The sequence below is a fragment of the Halorussus salinus genome (genome assembly GCF_004765815.2).
GTDB classification, from domain to species: domain Archaea; phylum Halobacteriota; class Halobacteria; order Halobacteriales; family Haladaptataceae; genus Halorussus; species Halorussus salinus.
The window spans coordinates 326,288-341,930 of sequence record NZ_SBIS02000008.1; the positions used below are offsets into that span (position 1 = coordinate 326,288).

Below are 15,643 nucleotides of genomic sequence, written 5' to 3' on the forward strand. Positions count from 1 at the left end.
GAGGCCGCAACCAATGTCCACGCAACCGACGTTCAGTCCCCTGTCCGACGCGACCGGCCTCGACATCGTAGACCCCATCGAGACGCGTCACTTCTCGCTGCTGACCGACTCGCCGGTGACGCCGACCGCGGCCGACACCGACCGGTTCGCGTTTCCGGTCGCGACCGCGTGCCGGATTACGACCGGTCGCTTCGCGTTTCCCTACATGGTCCCGATGGAGGTCAGGACGCCCGAGGGCGACCATCTGGCGTCCATCGACCTGCCGACGACCCGCGAGTTTTCCGACGACGAGTACCTGCTGGAACTCCACTCGCCCATCAAGGTCTACTTGCGAGCGACCGGTGGGATGACCATCGACGCGAGCGACGACGCCGTGGCCGTCGAGTTCGACGGCGAGGTCTCGGTCGCGGTCGGCGCGCGGTCGTACCACAGTTCCCCGGCGGCGACGATTACGGTCCCCGACGACCCCGAGGCCGTGATGGCGGCGGTGTCGGCGTTCCCGTCGGCGCTGAAGACGACCAGCCCCGAGCGCGCGTGGCCGACCCTGCGCGGGCATCCTCCTCGGGTCGAGCGCGGCGAGGAGTTGTCGATTCCGGACGCGCTGGAGACCCCCGACACCGGCATCGAAATTGCGGTGCCGCCGGAGTACGGCCACGTCTACACCGTCGCGCCGCTGGCCTACTACCTCGGCGCGGAGGTGGTGCCCGGCGAGACCGCGCGCCTCACGGCCGACTCGGGCGTGAACCGGTTCTTGGGCGAGGACGTGGCCGCCGTCGGCGAGGAGGTCGAGGCGATTCTCAAGCGCGTGTTCCTGCTGGACTGCGTGACCCGAACCGAGGGGCTGTACCCCGACGAACTCCACGAGCGGGAACTCCTCGAATCGGTCGGCGAGTTCGACTTCGAGGCGCTGTACGAGGCGTCGCCCGCCGACCGACTCGCGGCGTACCTCGCGGTGGACGACGACGCCTTCGCGGCCATCGAGTCGCCGTGGCACCGCGTCACGCACGTCGAGGCTGACCCCGGTCCCGACGCGGCGGAACTCCTGCCGTACGTCGTCAACGACCTCTCGCTGGTCCGGGTCAAGCCCGGCCGCGACGAGGCGTGGTCGCCGAGCGAGTCCCAGCAGGAGACCAACGAGGCGCTGAACGCGTTCGTCAGGTCGCCCGGCGGCGCGGACGACCGCTCGACCGCGGGCGAGTCCGAGACTCCGACGACGGGCGAGTCGAAGGCTCCGGCGGCGGACGAGTCCCGACCTCCGACCGCGGCCGCGGGCGAGGAGCGCGAGGACTTCCTCCGGTCGGCGAGTCTGCGACGTTCGACGCGCCGGAGCCAGTTCGACGAGTTGGAGGACCCCGACGCCGGAGACGGCGAGGAGAGCGGCGGTGACGGAGCGGAGAGCGACGGCGACGGGCCGGAGAACGCCAGTGGCGAGTCGGGGAACGACGCGGACGCCGCGGCCGACCCCGAGGAGGCCCGCGGCGTGCCCGGCGAGGGCGGCTACATGCCCCTGCCCGAGACCGACGCGCTCGAACAGGCGTGGATCGGCGACCGGACGCCGGTGGAGGGGACGAAGCTCCTCAAACCGGCCTTCGAACACGAGTCGGCCGCGTCGGAGGACGGCACGGTCGAGATTACGGTCGCCTGCAACGACGAGCAGATGCGGAGCGAGTGGGACTCGGCGGCCGAAATCTACGCCGACCGCGACGACCTGCGGGCCAGCGTCACCTGCGAGTTCGGCGTGACCACCGAGCGCCTGCGCGACCTGCTGGCCGAGGAGACCGACATGTTCCACTTCGTCGGCCACATCGACGGACTGGGCTTCCAGTGTTCGGACGGCGTCTTGGACGCCGCCGCAATCGAGGAGACCGGTGCGACCACGGTTCTCCTCAACGGCTGTCGCTCCCACGACCAAGGCGTCGCGCTGGTCGAGGCGGGCGCGAGCGCGGCGGTCGTGAGCCTCGGGGACCTCTGGAACGAGGGAGCCGTGGAGGTCGGCGAGACGCTGGCGGGGCTATTCCGCCACGGGTTCAGTATCGGCCACGCGATGACCATCGTCCGCGAACACACCTCGCTCGGGAAGGAGTACGTTGTCGTTGGCAGTCCTAGCGTAACGCTCTGCCAATCTGAAAACGGGATTCCATTCATGTACCATATTTTTCATGAAGGAGAGGAATCTGAGTCGTTCGAGGTCCAGATGTATTCATACCCCATGTGGGGGTTCAGTATCGGGGGAACTATCGTGAGCTATCTTCCACAAATCGAGAGACATCATGTAGCCATCGGTGAATGTGGAAAAGGAGAGACGACGATGGACCAATTCAAAGAAATTCTCGAATCCTATCCTGAGCCGTTACTCGTCAATGGAGAATTAACTTGGTCGGACGTGTGGGCTGGTATTTAAGGACCAAGCTTTGCGCCGCCGGAACCTGCCGCCACGTTCCCTGCCTGCGAGAGCAGTAGCATCAGTGTAAAGAGCGCGCCCATCATCCGCGGGTTCTCTGCGAGCCATTCCGTGAGGTCTGTCTTCTGTGCCATTACAGTAGTATATCGAACGCCGGGAATTATCTAATTTTCTAAATATTTCCTAGAGCAAAAAGAAGATAGAATGTCAGAGGCTATAACTTACGTGTCTATGTCACGGTCAACGAACTTGGAAGTATCGTCCGGACTCCTCGTTCGGCGCGTCACTCGGCCGCGGGCTGGCAGTAGGCTCTGAATCGGTAATAATCTCCGGATTCTGGCCACAACCTTATTGTATCCACTCGTTTTCAGGAGGAAAATTTATAAGCTAATAGGTGGAACCTCTGATACGGTAACAGTTATGACGACGGATAGTTCCACACCTCGGGGAGGAGACGACGGCCCGCCCGACGACCAGATAAACGAGTTCCTCAACGTGCTAAACGAGCTGAAAGCGACCGGCTGTAACCTGCTGGTCGTCGGGGACGCTCCGCGAGAGGTGTTCACCCGCGCGAGCAGTCAGCTACTGGGAGACCCGGATATACTCCGCTATCGAGTGCTGGCCGTCACCGACGCGACGACCCAGAGCGTCGCCGACCGACTTCCGGACGCCGAGACGACGCCCCGGCCGCTGACCGAGACGACTCGTATCGTCAACCACGCTGGCGCGCCGCGGTCGGTCACGGCCCAGAGCGAGGCCGCGCCGCCCGAACTCGCCGGGATTCACGAGACCTGCGTGGCCGACCCGCAGTTGCAGGGCCTCCAGTCGAGTCTCGCGGAAGCGATTCAGGCGGTCGCGCGCAACGCCGGGGCGCTCGACCCCTCGGACCTCCGCGTCGGCGTCGATTCGCTCACGCCGCTGGTCGAACACCACGGCGAGGAGGTCGTCCGGAACTGCCTCGAACTGGTCGGCGCGTACGTCCGGGACAACGACGCAATGGCCCACTACGTCCTGCCGGACGAGTACGACGCCGAGCGCGTCCAGTCGCTCGTCCCGTCGGTCGATGCGGTCATCGAACTCCGGACGGTGAACCCCGACGAGCGCGGCCACGACGTAGAGCAACGCTGGCACGTCCCCGACCGCGACATCACGAGCGGTTGGACGCCGCTGTAGCGGTCGGCGAACCCCCGAGGAGACGGTCCGTCGTCTCGCGATTTTCTCCCCGACTCAACTCTCGACAGGCCCGCCCAAACGCATCGCGTCGGCTTCGAGGCGGTCCACGACCGCCTCGCCCCACGCGACGGCCGCGCGAGCGTCGGTGTGGACGAACCCGACCAGTTGCCCGTCGTCGTATATCATCGCGCCGACTCGCTTGGCCGGTCGGTCCGAGTCGCGGCCCCGAGCGGACCGAGCGGCGTCGGTCCCGCGCGACCGGTCGGCGTCGGGCGCGCTCTCGTGTGCGTCCGCGGCCGTGTCCGCGAGCGCGTTCGCGGACGCGCGGTCGTGATTTTTCGTCGGTTCGTCCTCGCGTCGTCCTCCCGACTCGCTCCCGTCGCTCGCCGCGTCGGGGTCCTCGCGCTCGGTCACGACGAGACTGACGGCTCGGTCGGCGCTCGTCTCCCACAGCGTCACGCCGTTGCACTCGGCGATAGCGGTCAGTTGCTCCTCGCGTCGGGCGAGAATCCAGTCGAGGACGCCCTCCGCGCAGACGATGTCGGCGGTCATGCCCTTCTCGACTATCTGCTCGTAGTAGATGTCCACGTAGGCGGGGATGACCGCCGTGGCGAACACGCGGGCGTGGTCGGCACCGTCGAGGAGCGACTCCAGCGCCTCGACCGGCGCGTGGGGCGAACACGACGTGGGGAGCGAGACGGTGGCCTCCTCGAAGAGCGCGCCGTCGAGCGCCGCGTCGGTCCCTAACGGGTCGAGGGCCTCGCGGGCCGCGGCGAGTCCGTCGAGGCGGGCGCTGTAGCGTCTGTAGGCTTCGAGCGCGAGTTCGCCGGTCAGCGTCGTCCGGTAGCCGCGGTCGGCGCGCTCGACGAACTCGGCGTCTTCCAGTTCCCTGAGCGCGCGGTCGATGGTCGAGCGCGATTCTTCGAGGTTGTCGGCCAGTTCGCACTTCTGGCGAGGACGGCGGAGGTGGGCCAAAAAGTGACTTCGCGCTCGAAGACACTTCTGGAGGTCGGCGGAGCGGGAGCGCATATCCGACCGTAGTCACCCGCCTCACAAGAAACCATGCGAAATCGTGCATTTAAGTCGTCGCCGGACTTTTATAGTAGTAACTACGATTTGAGTGAAATCTCCAACGAGTGAGATAAAGCAGGTAGGGTTCGTTCGTCCAATCGCTGGTGCCGTAGACCAGCCGCTGCGTGCGTCTGACACCGGCCATACCATTGTCTGACGGGGAGGACTCCTCCCCACAACTTCGCAGTGTACAGTGTCTCGGACGACTCGCAGTGACTGGCGACGAGCGAGTCTCGCAGGTCCCCGCAAAAAATGTTCTCCCGAGCGGTTATTCCAGTTCGGTCGTGTTGTACATCTGGCGACTCGTCCCCGCGGCACCGAACCGCGAGATGTCCACGTTGTCGTACCAGAACCGCTGGTCGGTCCGGTGGTACACCGGCAGGAACACCACGTCCTCCCAGTTGGCCTCCTCCATCTGGACGTACGACTCGTTGCGCGCCGCCTCGGCCTCGTCGGTCGGCGCGGGGTTGTCCTGCACCTGCTCGTAGGCGCTGGTCGCCCGCTGGGCCGCCTGCGTGCCCGACCAGTTGACGTACGAGATGGGCGCGTCCTGCGAGGTGTCGGTCTGTGGCGGGTTCAACAGTTGCAGGAAGTTGTCCGGCGCGGGCCAGTCCATTATCCACCCCAGCGAGTAGGCCTGTAGGTTCCCTTCCCGGCCCCGCTGGAGGAGCGTCGAGAACGGCGCGGTCTCGACGTTCATCGAGATGTGCGCGCTCGCCAACTGGTCGCGCAGGAGTTGTGCCGTCTGTTGCCACGTGTCCGACCCCGAGTAGATGGTGAAGGTGAACTCGTACTGGTTGTTCGGCCCGTACCCGGCCTCCTCCATCACCTGCCGGGCCTGCTGAATCTGGGTCTGGTCGTAACCGTACGGGTAGTTCTGCTCGGCGTGCTGGTCGTAGGCGTCGGGGCCGCCGGGGTAGATGCTCGGCGGCGTGAAGTGGTAGGCGGCCTGTCCCCGCTCCTTGAAAATCTGGTCGATGACCTGATTCTGGTTCATCGCGTACGCCGCGGCCTGCCGCGCGGGCTTCTCGACTTGCGCCGTGTTGAACCCGATGTAGAAGGCGTTTATCGTCGGCACCGCGAGGAAGTTCAGCGTCGCGCCGTTCCGGACCGGCCCGTAGGTGCCGAACTGCCGCCCGAGGTCGTCGGTCTCCTCGACAGTGACGTTGTTCGGGTTGTAGAACGGCGTCGGAATCGGGAAGTAGTCGGCGTTCCGGTTCATCGCGTAGGTGTACCGGGCGTTGTCGTCCTCGATGATGCGCCAGTTGACCGCCTCGACCTGCGCGGGTTGGCCGTGGTAGTTCGCGAACCGCGAGACCTCCGCCTCGTCGTTGGACTGCCAGCGGACGAACTCGAACGGCCCAGCACCCACGGGGTTCGAGGTCGCGAACTCCTGATACGGAATCTCGCCGTCGTAGCCTTGGATGTCGCCGACGATGCCCTCCGGGAGCGCCGCGAACGACGTGTACGCCAGCATCGGGAGCGTGGCGTGGAACGGCTCTTCGAGGTTCACTTCCAGCGTGTAGTCGTCCACCGCGTTCACCGCGAGCGTCCCCGGCTGGTAGTTGCCCTCGTCGTCGGTCTCGTGCTGGACGCCGATGGAGTCGAGGATGAAGTACGCCCGCCGGGATTCGTCCGAGGCCGCGAGTCGCTCCCACGCATACACGAAGTCCTGTGCGGTGACTTCGCCGAAGTCACCGTGGAACTGCGCGCCCTGTTTGAGGTTGAACGTGTACGTCGAGAAGTCCTCGGAGGTCTCGAACCCCTGTGCGAGTTGCGTCTGGACCTCTATCTCCCCGTCCGGATAGTTCATCAGCGCGTCGAAAATCTGCTGGATAACCGTCCCCGAGGCGGTGTCGGTCGCCTTGATGGGGTCCAGCGTACTCATCGTGGAGTTGATGAGGTTCAGCGTCCCCTGTGCCGCCCCGTCACCCTGAGTGGTCGTCTCTTGGCCCGCCGCGCTCCCCGTAATCGCGACAGCCGATGCCGCCCCGCCGGTCGCCTTCAGGAACGACCGACGAGACATGTTGGATTTCTCGGACATGCAAATAGAAGGACCACGCTATTGCATATGTAGTTAATTATTTATAATGCGGTATCGGGGGATTAGTAAAACGGCCTCCTCTATCGCGGGTTTGAGACGACGAGGAGTTGTGAAATCCACTCCGAACGCTAACCTGAATCCCGGCCGGTCGGAAGAAAGAACAATCTACTGAGTGGGTACGCGGTCCCTAACCCGCCCTCGGAGCGGTTGTGGCATCTCATCGAAACTACAGCGGTCGGAGAAGACGGGACCGACGACGGAGCCACCCGACCGACACCGGCGACCCCGCAGACGGCGACGACAGACCCCCGCCGACGAGAACGAAGCGACCCCGCGGACGGCGACGACGCTGGCGCTCCTCGCGCGGCGGCGAAGCGAGTCGTGACCGACCTCCCGCCGCTGGGGAACGGGAAGCAGACATTTCATCGTGGCTCTCGTACCCGCTGTATGAGCATCGGCCGGGCGCGACACGGGGACCGCGAGACGGCGTTCGACTGGCTCGCCGCCCTGCTGGCGGCACTGCTGGGGGGCATCCACCTCTATCTCGGGGTTACGGGCGACGAACCACAGTTCTTGGTCGTGGCCGCGCTGTTCTTCGGCGGCGTGGTGTTTTTCTTCACGGAGTTCTGGCGCGCGGTGGTCTACCTCCTCGCGGCGCTGTACGTCGCCATGCTCGGGGTCCTCTGGCTGTTCGAGGGGATGCAGTACCGCCAAATCGGGCTGGTGACCGGCGCGGTGAGTACCGTCTTCTTTCTCCTCGTCATCTACCTCTTCTACGCCGAGTCAGAGCTATTCGAGTGAGACGCAGAATTCGAGGACGCAGAATGGAGCGAGGAGAACCCTCGCTACTCGACGAGGGAAAACCCTCGCTACACGAGGAGAACCCTCGCTACTCCACGTACAACGAGTACGTGATAACGCCGAATCCGGCCGCGGTCAAGGTACTCTCGATGACGAGGACGACCTCGCGGTCGATGCCGACTATCTGGTCGGCGATGCCCGCCAGAAACGCGCCGAGGGTGACGACGCCGAACCCGAGCGCGAGCGCCCGGAGCGCCGGGGAGTCGGTCCGGCGGTAGGCCTTGAACGCGAAGAACGTGATGAGGCCGCCGAGCAGGAGCGTGACTGTCTTCAGCGCCACTACCAGCGAGGTGAGTTGGGTCAGTTCGTTCATGTCTCTTTGCGCACCTCCGACCACATGTCCGCGAGGCGCTCCTCGGCGCTCCGGGCCGGGCGGGAGACGGCCACGTCGAACTCGTTCTCCTCGGTCAGTGAGAGGTTCACGTCCTCGAAGTCGAGGTCGTAGCGAGTCGTGTGGTGGCCGTCGCTCCGGACCTCGGTGAGTTCCGAGAGGAGCGACGCCTCGGTCAGCATGTCCAGTTTGCGGTAGACCGTCGAGAGCGGGATGTCGGTCGCGTCCGAAATCTCGCTCGCGGTCATGGGTTCGTCGATTCGTTTGACGATGGCCCGGCAGTCCGGGTCGTCGAGCGCGTCGAGGAGCGTCTGGAGGTCGGGGTCCTCCTCGATACCCGCCGGGTCTCGAACCATCTCCTCGAACGTTTCCAAAGGCGATACATAATTCGTTCGACTTCAGTGACGAACTCGCTCGGGACCGGCGTCCGAGTCGAGCGTCGGTCGTCCGAATCGGGCGTCGCTCCTCCCGAGGACCGACCGTACCGTTTGTGAGCGCACGACACACCGAACACGTTCGAGTCCCGTCCCATCCGCTGAGAATCACCTCCAGCGCTCTTTAAGTAGCCCCCATAAGCTGGAACTGTAACAATGACCGACATCGGAGCCCCCGGCGACGGACCCTCGCGACGCGACTTTCTGAAAGCGACCGGTGCTGGCGGTCTGGCGGCCGCGGCCGGTTGTACTGCACCGAGCGGTCAGACCAGCGAAACCCGACGGACGACCCAACAGCAAGCCATGAACGCACAGAGTTCCCTTCCGACGACGAGTCCCCCCGAAGTGGTGAACGTAGACGAGCAGGGCGGTTCGGTCACGCTCAAGTCCGCACCCGCCAAACACGAGGTCCACCCCCTCGACTCGATGGGCGGCCCGGTCGAACTCCCCCGCGTGTGGGCGTTCCAAGCCGACGACCGCGACCCGAGCGTCCCCGGTCCCATCCTCCGAACGACCGAGGGCGAGGACATGGAAGTCACGCTCGACAACACCGACGGCAAGCGACCGCACACCGTCCACTTCCACGGCGTCCAGAAGACGTGGAAGAACGACGGCGTGCCCACGACGACCGGCATCACGGTCGAACCCGGCGAGAAACACACCTACCAGATTCCCGCGAACGTGCCCGGCACCCACCTCTATCACTGCCACTTCCAGACGCCGCGGCACATCGAGATGGGGATGTTCGGCATCCTGCGCGTGGACCCGAAGGGGTACGAACCCGCCGACAAGGAGTACTTCATGACGGTGAAAGAGTGGGACTCGTCGCTCTCCCGGATGATGGCCGGACAGAGCGCGAGCTACAACCCGCGCAAGCGCAACCCCGACGTGTTCACCGTCAACGGGAAGTCCGCTCCTCGGACGCTCCACCCCGAGGACGGCTCGCCCATCATCGTCAAACAGGGCGAGACGGTGCGCCTGCACCTCGTCAACGGCGGGTACATGTCCCACCCGATGCACATCCACAACCACCGCTTCGAGCGGGTCGAGAAGGACGGCGGCCGGATTCCGGAGGCCGCCCGTCACGGCATGGACGTGACCAACATCGCGCCCGCCGAGCGCCACACCATCGAGTTCGAGGCCAACGCCGACCCCGGCATCTACCTGATGCACTGTCACAAAGTCAACCACGTCATGAACGGCCGGAGCTACCCCGGCGGGATGCTCAACGGCGTCGTCTACGAGGAGGCCATGGACACGGACATCTTCAAGCAACTGATGCAGTACGCCGGATACGAGGGGTGAGACGATGACCACTACTGACGAAACGATGGCAGACGGAGAGGCGACGCGACCGACCGCGACGAGACGGACCGTACTGAAAGCGGGCGCGGCGGCGACGGCGACGGCGGCCGGGACCGCCGGACTCGCCGGGTCGGCGAGCGCCCAGTCCGGTCTCGGTTCGTGGTTCGAGAACGTGTCGAACTACGACGGCGTGGTCGATAAGACCGGCAACAGCGAGGTGACGATAGAAGTCGGCGCGACGGGCAACCAAGGCAACTTCGCGTTCGGTCCCGCGGCGGTCCGCGTTGACCCCGGCACGACGGTCGTCTGGAAGTGGACCGGGAAAGGCGGGTCGCACAACGTCGTCGCCGAGGACGGTTCGTTCGAGAGCCAGATGACGGGCAGTTCGGGCCACACCTTCGAGCAAACCTTCGACGAGGAGGGCGTCACGAAGTACGCCTGCACGCCTCACAAGACGATGGGCATGAAGGGTGCCGTCGTCGTCGGGAGCGCCGGAGCGTCCGCGGGCGGCGAGTCGAGCCACGGGATTTCGCTCTCGGCCGACGAGTACGCCGTCGGCGGGAGCGTTCTCCTCGGTCTGCTGTCGCCCATCGCGTTCGGCGCGGTGCTGTTCGGACGCGACCCGGACGGCGACCTCCGTCGGCCGTGAGAGCGGAGCGTCGCGGGCGATAGTCGTGTTTGGGTTGGGTATTCGGTTCGGGTTCTCCTCTCTCGGTTTGAGATATGTTCATCAGTGTTAGGAGTGGTTGTGGATATTTTGTAGCAGTGTATAAGTACCTCAAAGATAGAAATAGTAGTGCTACCAGAATACGGTAGAAATTGAATCGAAGCGAACTACTGCCGACTCAAAGGAGTCCGCCCTACAGCACTGCAACAGCCTCACACCTCCCCAACCGATTGCGTTGCTCGCTTCGCTGCGCGACTCATCCCTCGCGCGCCTAGGCGCGCTCACGAGAGAGCGCGCCCCACGCGCCGGTCGAAAAAGAGTCACGGAGCGCGCCCAAAACCAAACACGTCCGAAAATCAGTGAGCCGAAATCCGGCTCAGTAGCCCGTCGCGTTGCCGTCCTTGCGCGGTTCGGTCGCGCCCGAGAGGACCGGCTCGCCCGAGTCGAGACCTTCGATGCGGCTAATCTGGGCACCGCCGAACATCACCGGCGGGAGGACGCGCACGTCGTGGCCCTTCCGGGCGAGTTTCGACTGCGTGGCCCCGTCGAGTCGCCCCTCGACCGCCAACTCGCCCGACTCGCGGTAGCGCCAGCGCGGGTGGTCGAGCGCGGCCTGCAGGGGCATGTCGTAATCCACGATATTCGAAATTAGTTGGACGTGGCCCTGCGGTTGCATGTACCCGCCCATCACGCCGAAGGCCGCCCAGTCGTCGTCGCCGAACTTCGCGAGGCCCGGAATCAGCGTGTGGAACGGGCGTTTGCCCGGTTCGAGGCTGTTGGGGTGGTCGGGGTCCAGCGAGAAGGAGGCCCCGCGGTTCTGCAACGCGATGCCGGTGTCGCCCGCGACGAGTCCCGACCCGAAGCCAGCGAACCGCGAGTTGATGAACGAGACCAGATTCCCCTCGCTGTCGGCGACGGTCAACAGCACCGTGTCGGCGTCCTCGGCGTGGGCGTCGGGCACGCCGAACGTCACGTCGTCGTCGGCCGTCTCGCCGATGCCCGCCGCGCGCTCCTCGGCCCACGATTCGGACGCGAGGGGCGGAATCTCCTCGTATTCGGGGTCGGTGATGTAGCGGTGGCCGTCGTGGAACGCCCGCTTCATCGCTTCCGCGAAGTAGTGGATGCGCTCGGGCGAGTCGAGCGGGTAGTCGCCAGCGCCGACCTCCTCGGCGACGTTGAGGGCTTCGAGCGCGACGAGACCCTGATTGTTCGGCGGGAGTTCGTAGATTTCCGCGCCGTTGTAGGTCGTCGAGACCGGGTCGAGGAACTCCGGTTCGAAGTCGGCCAAGTCCTCGACGGTCATGAACCCGCCCTGCGCTTGGACTTCATGGGCGATTTTCTCCGCGATTTCGCCCTCGTACACCACGTCCGCGCCCTCCTCGGCGATTTTGCGCATCGACTCGCCGAGTCGTGGGAGGGCCATCCGCTCGCCGACCTCCGGCGCGCGACCGTCTTTGAGGTACGCCTCGCGGGCGTGGTCGTCGGTGAACAACTCCTCCGCGCCGGTCCAGTGAGACGCGATGATTTCGGAGACGGGGTACCCCTCGGTCGCGTACTCGATTGCTGGCTGGAGTGCGTCGGCGAGCGACAACTCGCCCAACTCCTGCACGGTGGCCTCCCACCCGCGGGCCGTGCCGGGCACCGTGACCGCGTGGGGACCGAGGAACGGCATCCCCGCGTCGGCATCGGCGTCGGTCGCGTAGCCCCGCGATTCGGGGTAGTACTCGGCGGCGTCAGCGTCGGCCTCCAGCGCCGCCTCGACGTTCTCGATGGTCGCCTCCGCGGGCGCGCCGCCGCAGGAGCGCATCGCGCCGACCTCGCCGTCGGCGGTCCGGTAGAGCGCGAACACGTCGCCGCCGAGGCCGGTACTGGTCGGTTCCACGACGTTGAGCGCCGCGGCGGTCGCCACCGCGGCGTCGAAGGCGTTGCCGCCCTCGCGCAACAACTGGACGCCCGCCTCGGCGGCGAGCGGTTGGCTGGTGGCGACGAGTCCGTTCGGCGCGTGGACGGTCGAGCGTCGGGACGTGAAGCGGTCGGGGTCCGGGTCCGAGTCGGTCATGGTTCGGGATTGCGTGGCGGGGGTCAAAAACGACCGGGAAGGGGCAGGACAGGACCGTTTTCTGCGGCCGGTTCCGGAACCGCGACTCGAACCGCTCGCACGGCGTCGCCGCACTCAGTTCCGAACGACGCCCTCCGGCCCGCGCGCAAGATACTCCCGGCCGCCTTTCTCGACCTGCAACTCGCCGTCCTCCACGACGACCTCGCCGCCGACGATGGTGTGAGTCGGGAGACCGGTTAGCTCCTCGCCGTGGAACGTCGAGTAGCGCGGTTCCATCGTGTGGTAGAAATCGTCGTCCACGACCGCGGACTTTTCGAGGTCCACCAGCACCATGTCGGCGTCCGACCCCTCGACCAGCGCGCCCTTCCGGGGGTAGAGACCCCACCGCCGGGCGTTGTTCTCGCAGGCGACTTCCACGAGACGCTCCATCGAGATGCGGTTTCTGTTGACGCCCTCGCTCATCATCACCGGCAGGAAGTACTCGATGCCGTTGTTGTCGCCGGGAATCGCGTCCCACACGTCGCCGTGCTTGCCCTCGCCCTTCTCCTTGAACTCGATTTTGTGCGGGCAGTGGTCGGTCCCGAGGTACTCGACGGTACCGGTTCGCAGGCCCTCCCAGAGGCGCTTCCTGCTCTCCTCGCCCCGGAGCGGCGGCGAAATCTTCCCCCAGACGCCCAACTCGTCGTCGTCTTTCGTGTGGCTGAGGAACGCGGGCAGGGTCTCGGCGTGGAGGTTGACGCCCCGCTCCTGAAACCGCTCGCAGATATCCACGCCCTCGCCCGTGGACATGTGGACGATGTACGCCCGCGAGTCGGTGTACTCCGTGAGGCGGCCGATCTGCTCTATCTGCATCGCCTCGCAGATGTTGGGTGCAGATTCCGACCACGCTTCGAGGTCGTTACGCCCCTCGTCCCGTAACTCTTTCCGGCGCTCGACGGCCAAGTCCTCGTTCTCGGCGTGGAACATCACCACGCCGTCGTTAATGTCCGACACTTTGTCGAGGACCTTGTAGACTCGTCCGGCGTCGGAGTGGTCGATGCCCAACTCGGGCGAAGCGTGCTTGTACCAGTTGAAGAATACCTTGAACGAGCGAACGCCCTCGTCGGCGAGGTCGCGTATCTCCTCGACGTGGTGGTCCTGATGCACGATGGCGTGGTACGCGAAGTCGATGTAGGAGTTCTCGCGGCCGACCTCGCGGAAGAAGTCCATGTCGGGCAGGTAGGGTTCGGGCTGGAGGAGAAAGTTGACCACGGTGGTCACGCCGCCGTGGACCGCTCCTCGGGTCTCGGTCTCGAAGTCGTGGGCCAGCCCCTCGTGGTAATCGTACTCGTAGCGCGACAGCCCCCAGTGGACGTGCGGGTCGATGAAGCCGGGAATCAGGTAGTTGCCGTCGGCGTCGATGGTCCGGTCGGCCTCGGGGAGATTCCGGTCGCTCCCGACCGTGACAATTCGGCCGTCTTCGGCCGCGACGCCGCCGTCGATGGTCCCGCTGGGCGTGACGACGCGGGCGTTGGTGACTCGGAGGTCTGCATGAGTATCCATAACATGTGTCACAGACGGCCGGGACTTAGAGTTACGGGTGCGCTAGGGCCGACTCGGGACGAGGAGTGGAATCGTCGGAAGGACCGAAATAGAGATCAGGAGCAAGGAGAATCGAGATGGAGGGACAAAGAGAGTTGAGAGGGAGAAACGAGGAGAATCGAGATGAAGCGAACTGATGCCGACACCACGGAGTCACTGCGCCGCGACCACACGAACCCGCGACCGCGGGCCTCACACCTCCCCAACCTCGTCGGCCGCATCCGCGGCCGACATCCCTCGCGCGGATGGGCGCGCTCACGAGGGAGCGCGCCCGCACGCGCCGGTCGATTAACGCAGTTTCCGGATTCGGTGGACAAACTGGGAAGATTGCTCGGATTTGCTCGTCGCCGGGACTCACGCCGACTCGTCGTCCTCGCGCTCATCGCTCGACTCGATGTCCAGCAGTGGCCGAAGCGCCTCCGCGAAAGCGTCCGTGTCGGCCGGGAAGACGGAAATCGGCTTCGCGCGACCTTCGACCCGGATGCGGACCTTCCCGCGCTTGCGGTACGTCCAGTAGAGGCTGACCGCGCCGAACGCCGCGAACGCGAGTCCGAGGAGCGCGCTTCCTCGAACCGAGTAGAGCCCGTAGCCGACCAACAGGACGCTCAAGACGGCGAGGAAGGTGTCGAACTCCTCGACCGTAACCTCGGCCACGTCGTCCAGCGCGACGCGGGTCAGGTCCGGGTCGTCCGAGTCCGCGTCGGTGACGACCAGCAGGTAGTCGTCGGAGAGCGCGACGGACCCGCCGGTCCGGAGCGACAGGCGCTCGCGGACCGACTCGCCGTCGGGGAGCGCGTCGGAGATGGCAGTCATCGTTTGGGGTTGTAATCGGGGTGGCAAAAAGTGTGGGTTCGCGGTCGCGAGTCAGGAGTGATTTGGAGGTAACCACGAGAGTCCCCGAAGAAGGAGTTTAGAAAGCCCCCCGCTCGCGGTCACTCCGCCCACACAATCGGGTGATCAGTCGAGCGTCTGCCGGTGGTCTGGTCAATCGAGCGTCCGAGAAAGAGGAGAAAAGGTCGAAACGAAGGCTCAGGCCGCTTCCTTTAGCTCCTCGTACTGCTCCTCGAAGCGGGACTTGCACGACGAACAGCAGAACTGGTAGAGGTCGCCGTCGATGCGCGCCGACTCGCCCTCGCTGGTGACGGAGTTGCCACACTCGTCACACTCCAGCGCGAACTCGACGCCGCGGGGGTCGGGGTGCCACGCCGAGTCCGCCAACAGACGGACCTCGTACTCCCGGATGTCGTCGGTGTCCAGCACGTCGTCCAGCAGGGGTTCGACCGCGCCGTCCTGCAGGCGCGCGTGGAAGACGACGTGTCCGTCCGCGGTCACGAAGACGTGTTCGACGCCCTCGATTTTCTCGACGCCGTCCCGGACCGAGGAGACCCGGCCGGGTTCGACGTGGAGGTCCACGAGGACCGCCACGCCCTCCGAGAGGAGCGAGCGGTCCACGTCCACGGTGAATCGCTCCACGACGCCGATTTCGCGCAGTCGGTCGATGCGGTCGGAGACCGTCGGCGGCGAGAGGTTCACCGCGTCGGCGATCTCCTTGTACGGTCGGCGGGCGTCGGCCACGAGGAGTTGCAGGATTTCGAGGTCGGTCTCGTCGAGTTCTCGCATTATCAAACGAGTTGTCTGTCCACGATAGAAACACTTTTCGTCATCTTTCGGCCGCGAACGTACGAAAAAAGTCGCTCGGCGGGTCAGCGGGCGCGC

Annotated in this window: 13 protein-coding genes and 1 pseudogene; 5 read left to right on the forward strand and 9 right to left on the reverse strand. The window is 65.3% G+C overall.

What is annotated here, in order from left to right:
- Positions 1-13 precede the first annotated feature (13 nt).
- Positions 14-2,401: a CHAT domain-containing protein gene (locus tag EPL00_RS18575; RefSeq protein ID WP_162224267.1), complete on the forward strand. Its 2,388-nt coding sequence runs from the start codon at positions 14-16 to the stop codon at positions 2,399-2,401.
- On the opposite strand, the gene EPL00_RS23660 is transcribed toward EPL00_RS18575, so the two are convergent.
- Positions 2,398-2,535: a DUF7503 family protein gene (locus EPL00_RS23660; protein WP_202932692.1), complete on the reverse strand. Its 138-nt coding sequence runs from the start codon at positions 2,533-2,535 to the stop codon at positions 2,398-2,400. The genes EPL00_RS18575 and EPL00_RS23660 overlap by 4 nt on opposite strands.
- 286 nt (positions 2,536-2,821) lie before the next feature.
- On the opposite strand from EPL00_RS23660, the gene EPL00_RS18580 reads away from it, so the two are divergent.
- Entirely contained in the window at positions 2,822-3,574 is a 753-nt protein-coding gene (locus EPL00_RS18580) for a DUF7504 family protein (protein ID WP_135854060.1), read from the forward strand.
- A 54-nt stretch (positions 3,575-3,628) separates the two neighbouring features.
- Here EPL00_RS18580 and EPL00_RS18585 read toward each other — a convergent pair whose 3' ends face one another.
- Together EPL00_RS18585 and EPL00_RS18590 are read right to left on the reverse strand one after the other, a co-directional pair.
- Complete coding sequence (locus EPL00_RS18585) at positions 3,629-4,603, reverse strand: helix-turn-helix transcriptional regulator (RefSeq protein ID WP_135854059.1); 975 nt, start codon at positions 4,601-4,603, stop codon at positions 3,629-3,631.
- Positions 4,604-4,913: 310 nt separating this feature from the next.
- A complete protein-coding gene (locus EPL00_RS18590) occupies positions 4,914-6,689 on the reverse strand; it encodes an ABC transporter substrate-binding protein (RefSeq protein WP_135854058.1) in 1,776 nt (591 codons plus the stop codon).
- 447 nt (positions 6,690-7,136) lie between these two features.
- Here EPL00_RS18590 and EPL00_RS18595 point away from each other — a divergent pair, with 447 nt between their 5' ends.
- Positions 7,137-7,490: a hypothetical protein gene (locus tag EPL00_RS18595; RefSeq protein ID WP_135854057.1), complete on the forward strand. Its 354-nt coding sequence runs from the start codon at positions 7,137-7,139 to the stop codon at positions 7,488-7,490.
- An 88-nt stretch (positions 7,491-7,578) separates the two neighbouring features.
- Here the strand turns inward: EPL00_RS18595 and EPL00_RS18600 are convergent, their stop codons facing one another.
- Positions 7,579-7,863 (reverse strand): DUF7521 family protein, encoded by a 285-nt coding sequence (locus tag EPL00_RS18600; RefSeq protein ID WP_135854056.1) that lies wholly within the window; start codon positions 7,861-7,863, stop codon positions 7,579-7,581.
- Positions 7,860-8,237: a transcriptional regulator gene (locus tag EPL00_RS18605; RefSeq protein ID WP_135854055.1), complete on the reverse strand. Its 378-nt coding sequence runs from the start codon at positions 8,235-8,237 to the stop codon at positions 7,860-7,862. Before EPL00_RS18605 ends, EPL00_RS18600 begins: the two co-directional genes overlap by 4 nt.
- Positions 8,238-8,471: 234 nt before the next feature.
- Between EPL00_RS18605 and EPL00_RS18610 the strand changes: the two genes are divergently transcribed.
- Positions 8,472-9,620 (forward strand): multicopper oxidase domain-containing protein, encoded by a 1,149-nt coding sequence (locus EPL00_RS18610; protein ID WP_135854054.1) that lies wholly within the window; start codon positions 8,472-8,474, stop codon positions 9,618-9,620.
- A 25-nt stretch (positions 9,621-9,645) separates the two neighbouring features.
- A pseudogene (locus tag EPL00_RS18615) lies at positions 9,646-10,140 on the forward strand (halocyanin domain-containing protein); the annotation flags it as partial.
- Positions 10,141-10,663: 523 nt separating this feature from the next.
- On the opposite strand, the gene EPL00_RS18620 reads toward EPL00_RS18615, so the two are convergent.
- From EPL00_RS18620 to EPL00_RS18635, 4 genes are all read right to left on the reverse strand, one after another.
- The gene (locus EPL00_RS18620) at positions 10,664-12,346 is read right to left on the reverse strand and encodes a gamma-glutamyltransferase family protein (RefSeq protein ID WP_135854053.1); all 1,683 of its coding nucleotides are present in this window, start codon (positions 12,344-12,346) and stop codon (positions 10,664-10,666) included.
- A gap of 114 nt (positions 12,347-12,460) precedes the next feature.
- Complete coding sequence (locus tag EPL00_RS18625; protein WP_135854052.1) at positions 12,461-13,888, reverse strand: dihydroorotase; 1,428 nt, start codon at positions 13,886-13,888, stop codon at positions 12,461-12,463.
- Positions 13,889-14,281: 393 nt separating this feature from the next.
- Positions 14,282-14,740 carry a hypothetical protein gene (locus EPL00_RS18630; protein WP_135854051.1) on the reverse strand — a complete coding sequence of 153 codons (459 nt, stop codon included), beginning with the start codon at positions 14,738-14,740 and terminating at the stop codon, positions 14,282-14,284.
- A 216-nt stretch (positions 14,741-14,956) separates the two neighbouring features.
- Complete coding sequence (locus EPL00_RS18635) at positions 14,957-15,547, reverse strand: AsnC family transcriptional regulator (protein WP_135854050.1); 591 nt, start codon at positions 15,545-15,547, stop codon at positions 14,957-14,959.
- Between the last annotated feature and the right edge of the window lie 96 nt (positions 15,548-15,643).

Excerpts from the sequence above, each read along its gene's own strand:
- EPL00_RS18575 (WP_162224267.1), top strand. The coding sequence starts at position 14 with ATGTCCACGCAACCGACGTTCAGTCCCCTGTCCGACGCGACCGGCCTC.
- EPL00_RS23660 (WP_202932692.1), bottom strand. The coding sequence starts at position 2,535 with ATGGCACAGAAGACAGACCTCACGGAATGGCTCGCAGAGAACCCGCGG.
- EPL00_RS18580 (WP_135854060.1), top strand. The coding sequence starts at position 2,822 with ATGACGACGGATAGTTCCACACCTCGGGGAGGAGACGACGGCCCGCCC.
- EPL00_RS18585 (WP_135854059.1), bottom strand. The coding sequence starts at position 4,603 with ATGCGCTCCCGCTCCGCCGACCTCCAGAAGTGTCTTCGAGCGCGAAGT.
- EPL00_RS18590 (WP_135854058.1), bottom strand. The coding sequence starts at position 6,689 with ATGTCCGAGAAATCCAACATGTCTCGTCGGTCGTTCCTGAAGGCGACC.
- EPL00_RS18595 (WP_135854057.1), top strand. The coding sequence starts at position 7,137 with ATGAGCATCGGCCGGGCGCGACACGGGGACCGCGAGACGGCGTTCGAC.
- EPL00_RS18600 (WP_135854056.1), bottom strand. The coding sequence starts at position 7,863 with ATGAACGAACTGACCCAACTCACCTCGCTGGTAGTGGCGCTGAAGACA.
- EPL00_RS18605 (WP_135854055.1), bottom strand. The coding sequence starts at position 8,237 with ATGGTTCGAGACCCGGCGGGTATCGAGGAGGACCCCGACCTCCAGACG.
- EPL00_RS18610 (WP_135854054.1), top strand. The coding sequence starts at position 8,472 with ATGACCGACATCGGAGCCCCCGGCGACGGACCCTCGCGACGCGACTTT.
- EPL00_RS18620 (WP_135854053.1), bottom strand. The coding sequence starts at position 12,346 with ATGACCGACTCGGACCCGGACCCCGACCGCTTCACGTCCCGACGCTCG.
- EPL00_RS18625 (WP_135854052.1), bottom strand. The coding sequence starts at position 13,888 with ATGGATACTCATGCAGACCTCCGAGTCACCAACGCCCGCGTCGTCACG.
- EPL00_RS18630 (WP_135854051.1), bottom strand. The coding sequence starts at position 14,740 with ATGACTGCCATCTCCGACGCGCTCCCCGACGGCGAGTCGGTCCGCGAG.
- EPL00_RS18635 (WP_135854050.1), bottom strand. The coding sequence starts at position 15,547 with ATGCGAGAACTCGACGAGACCGACCTCGAAATCCTGCAACTCCTCGTG.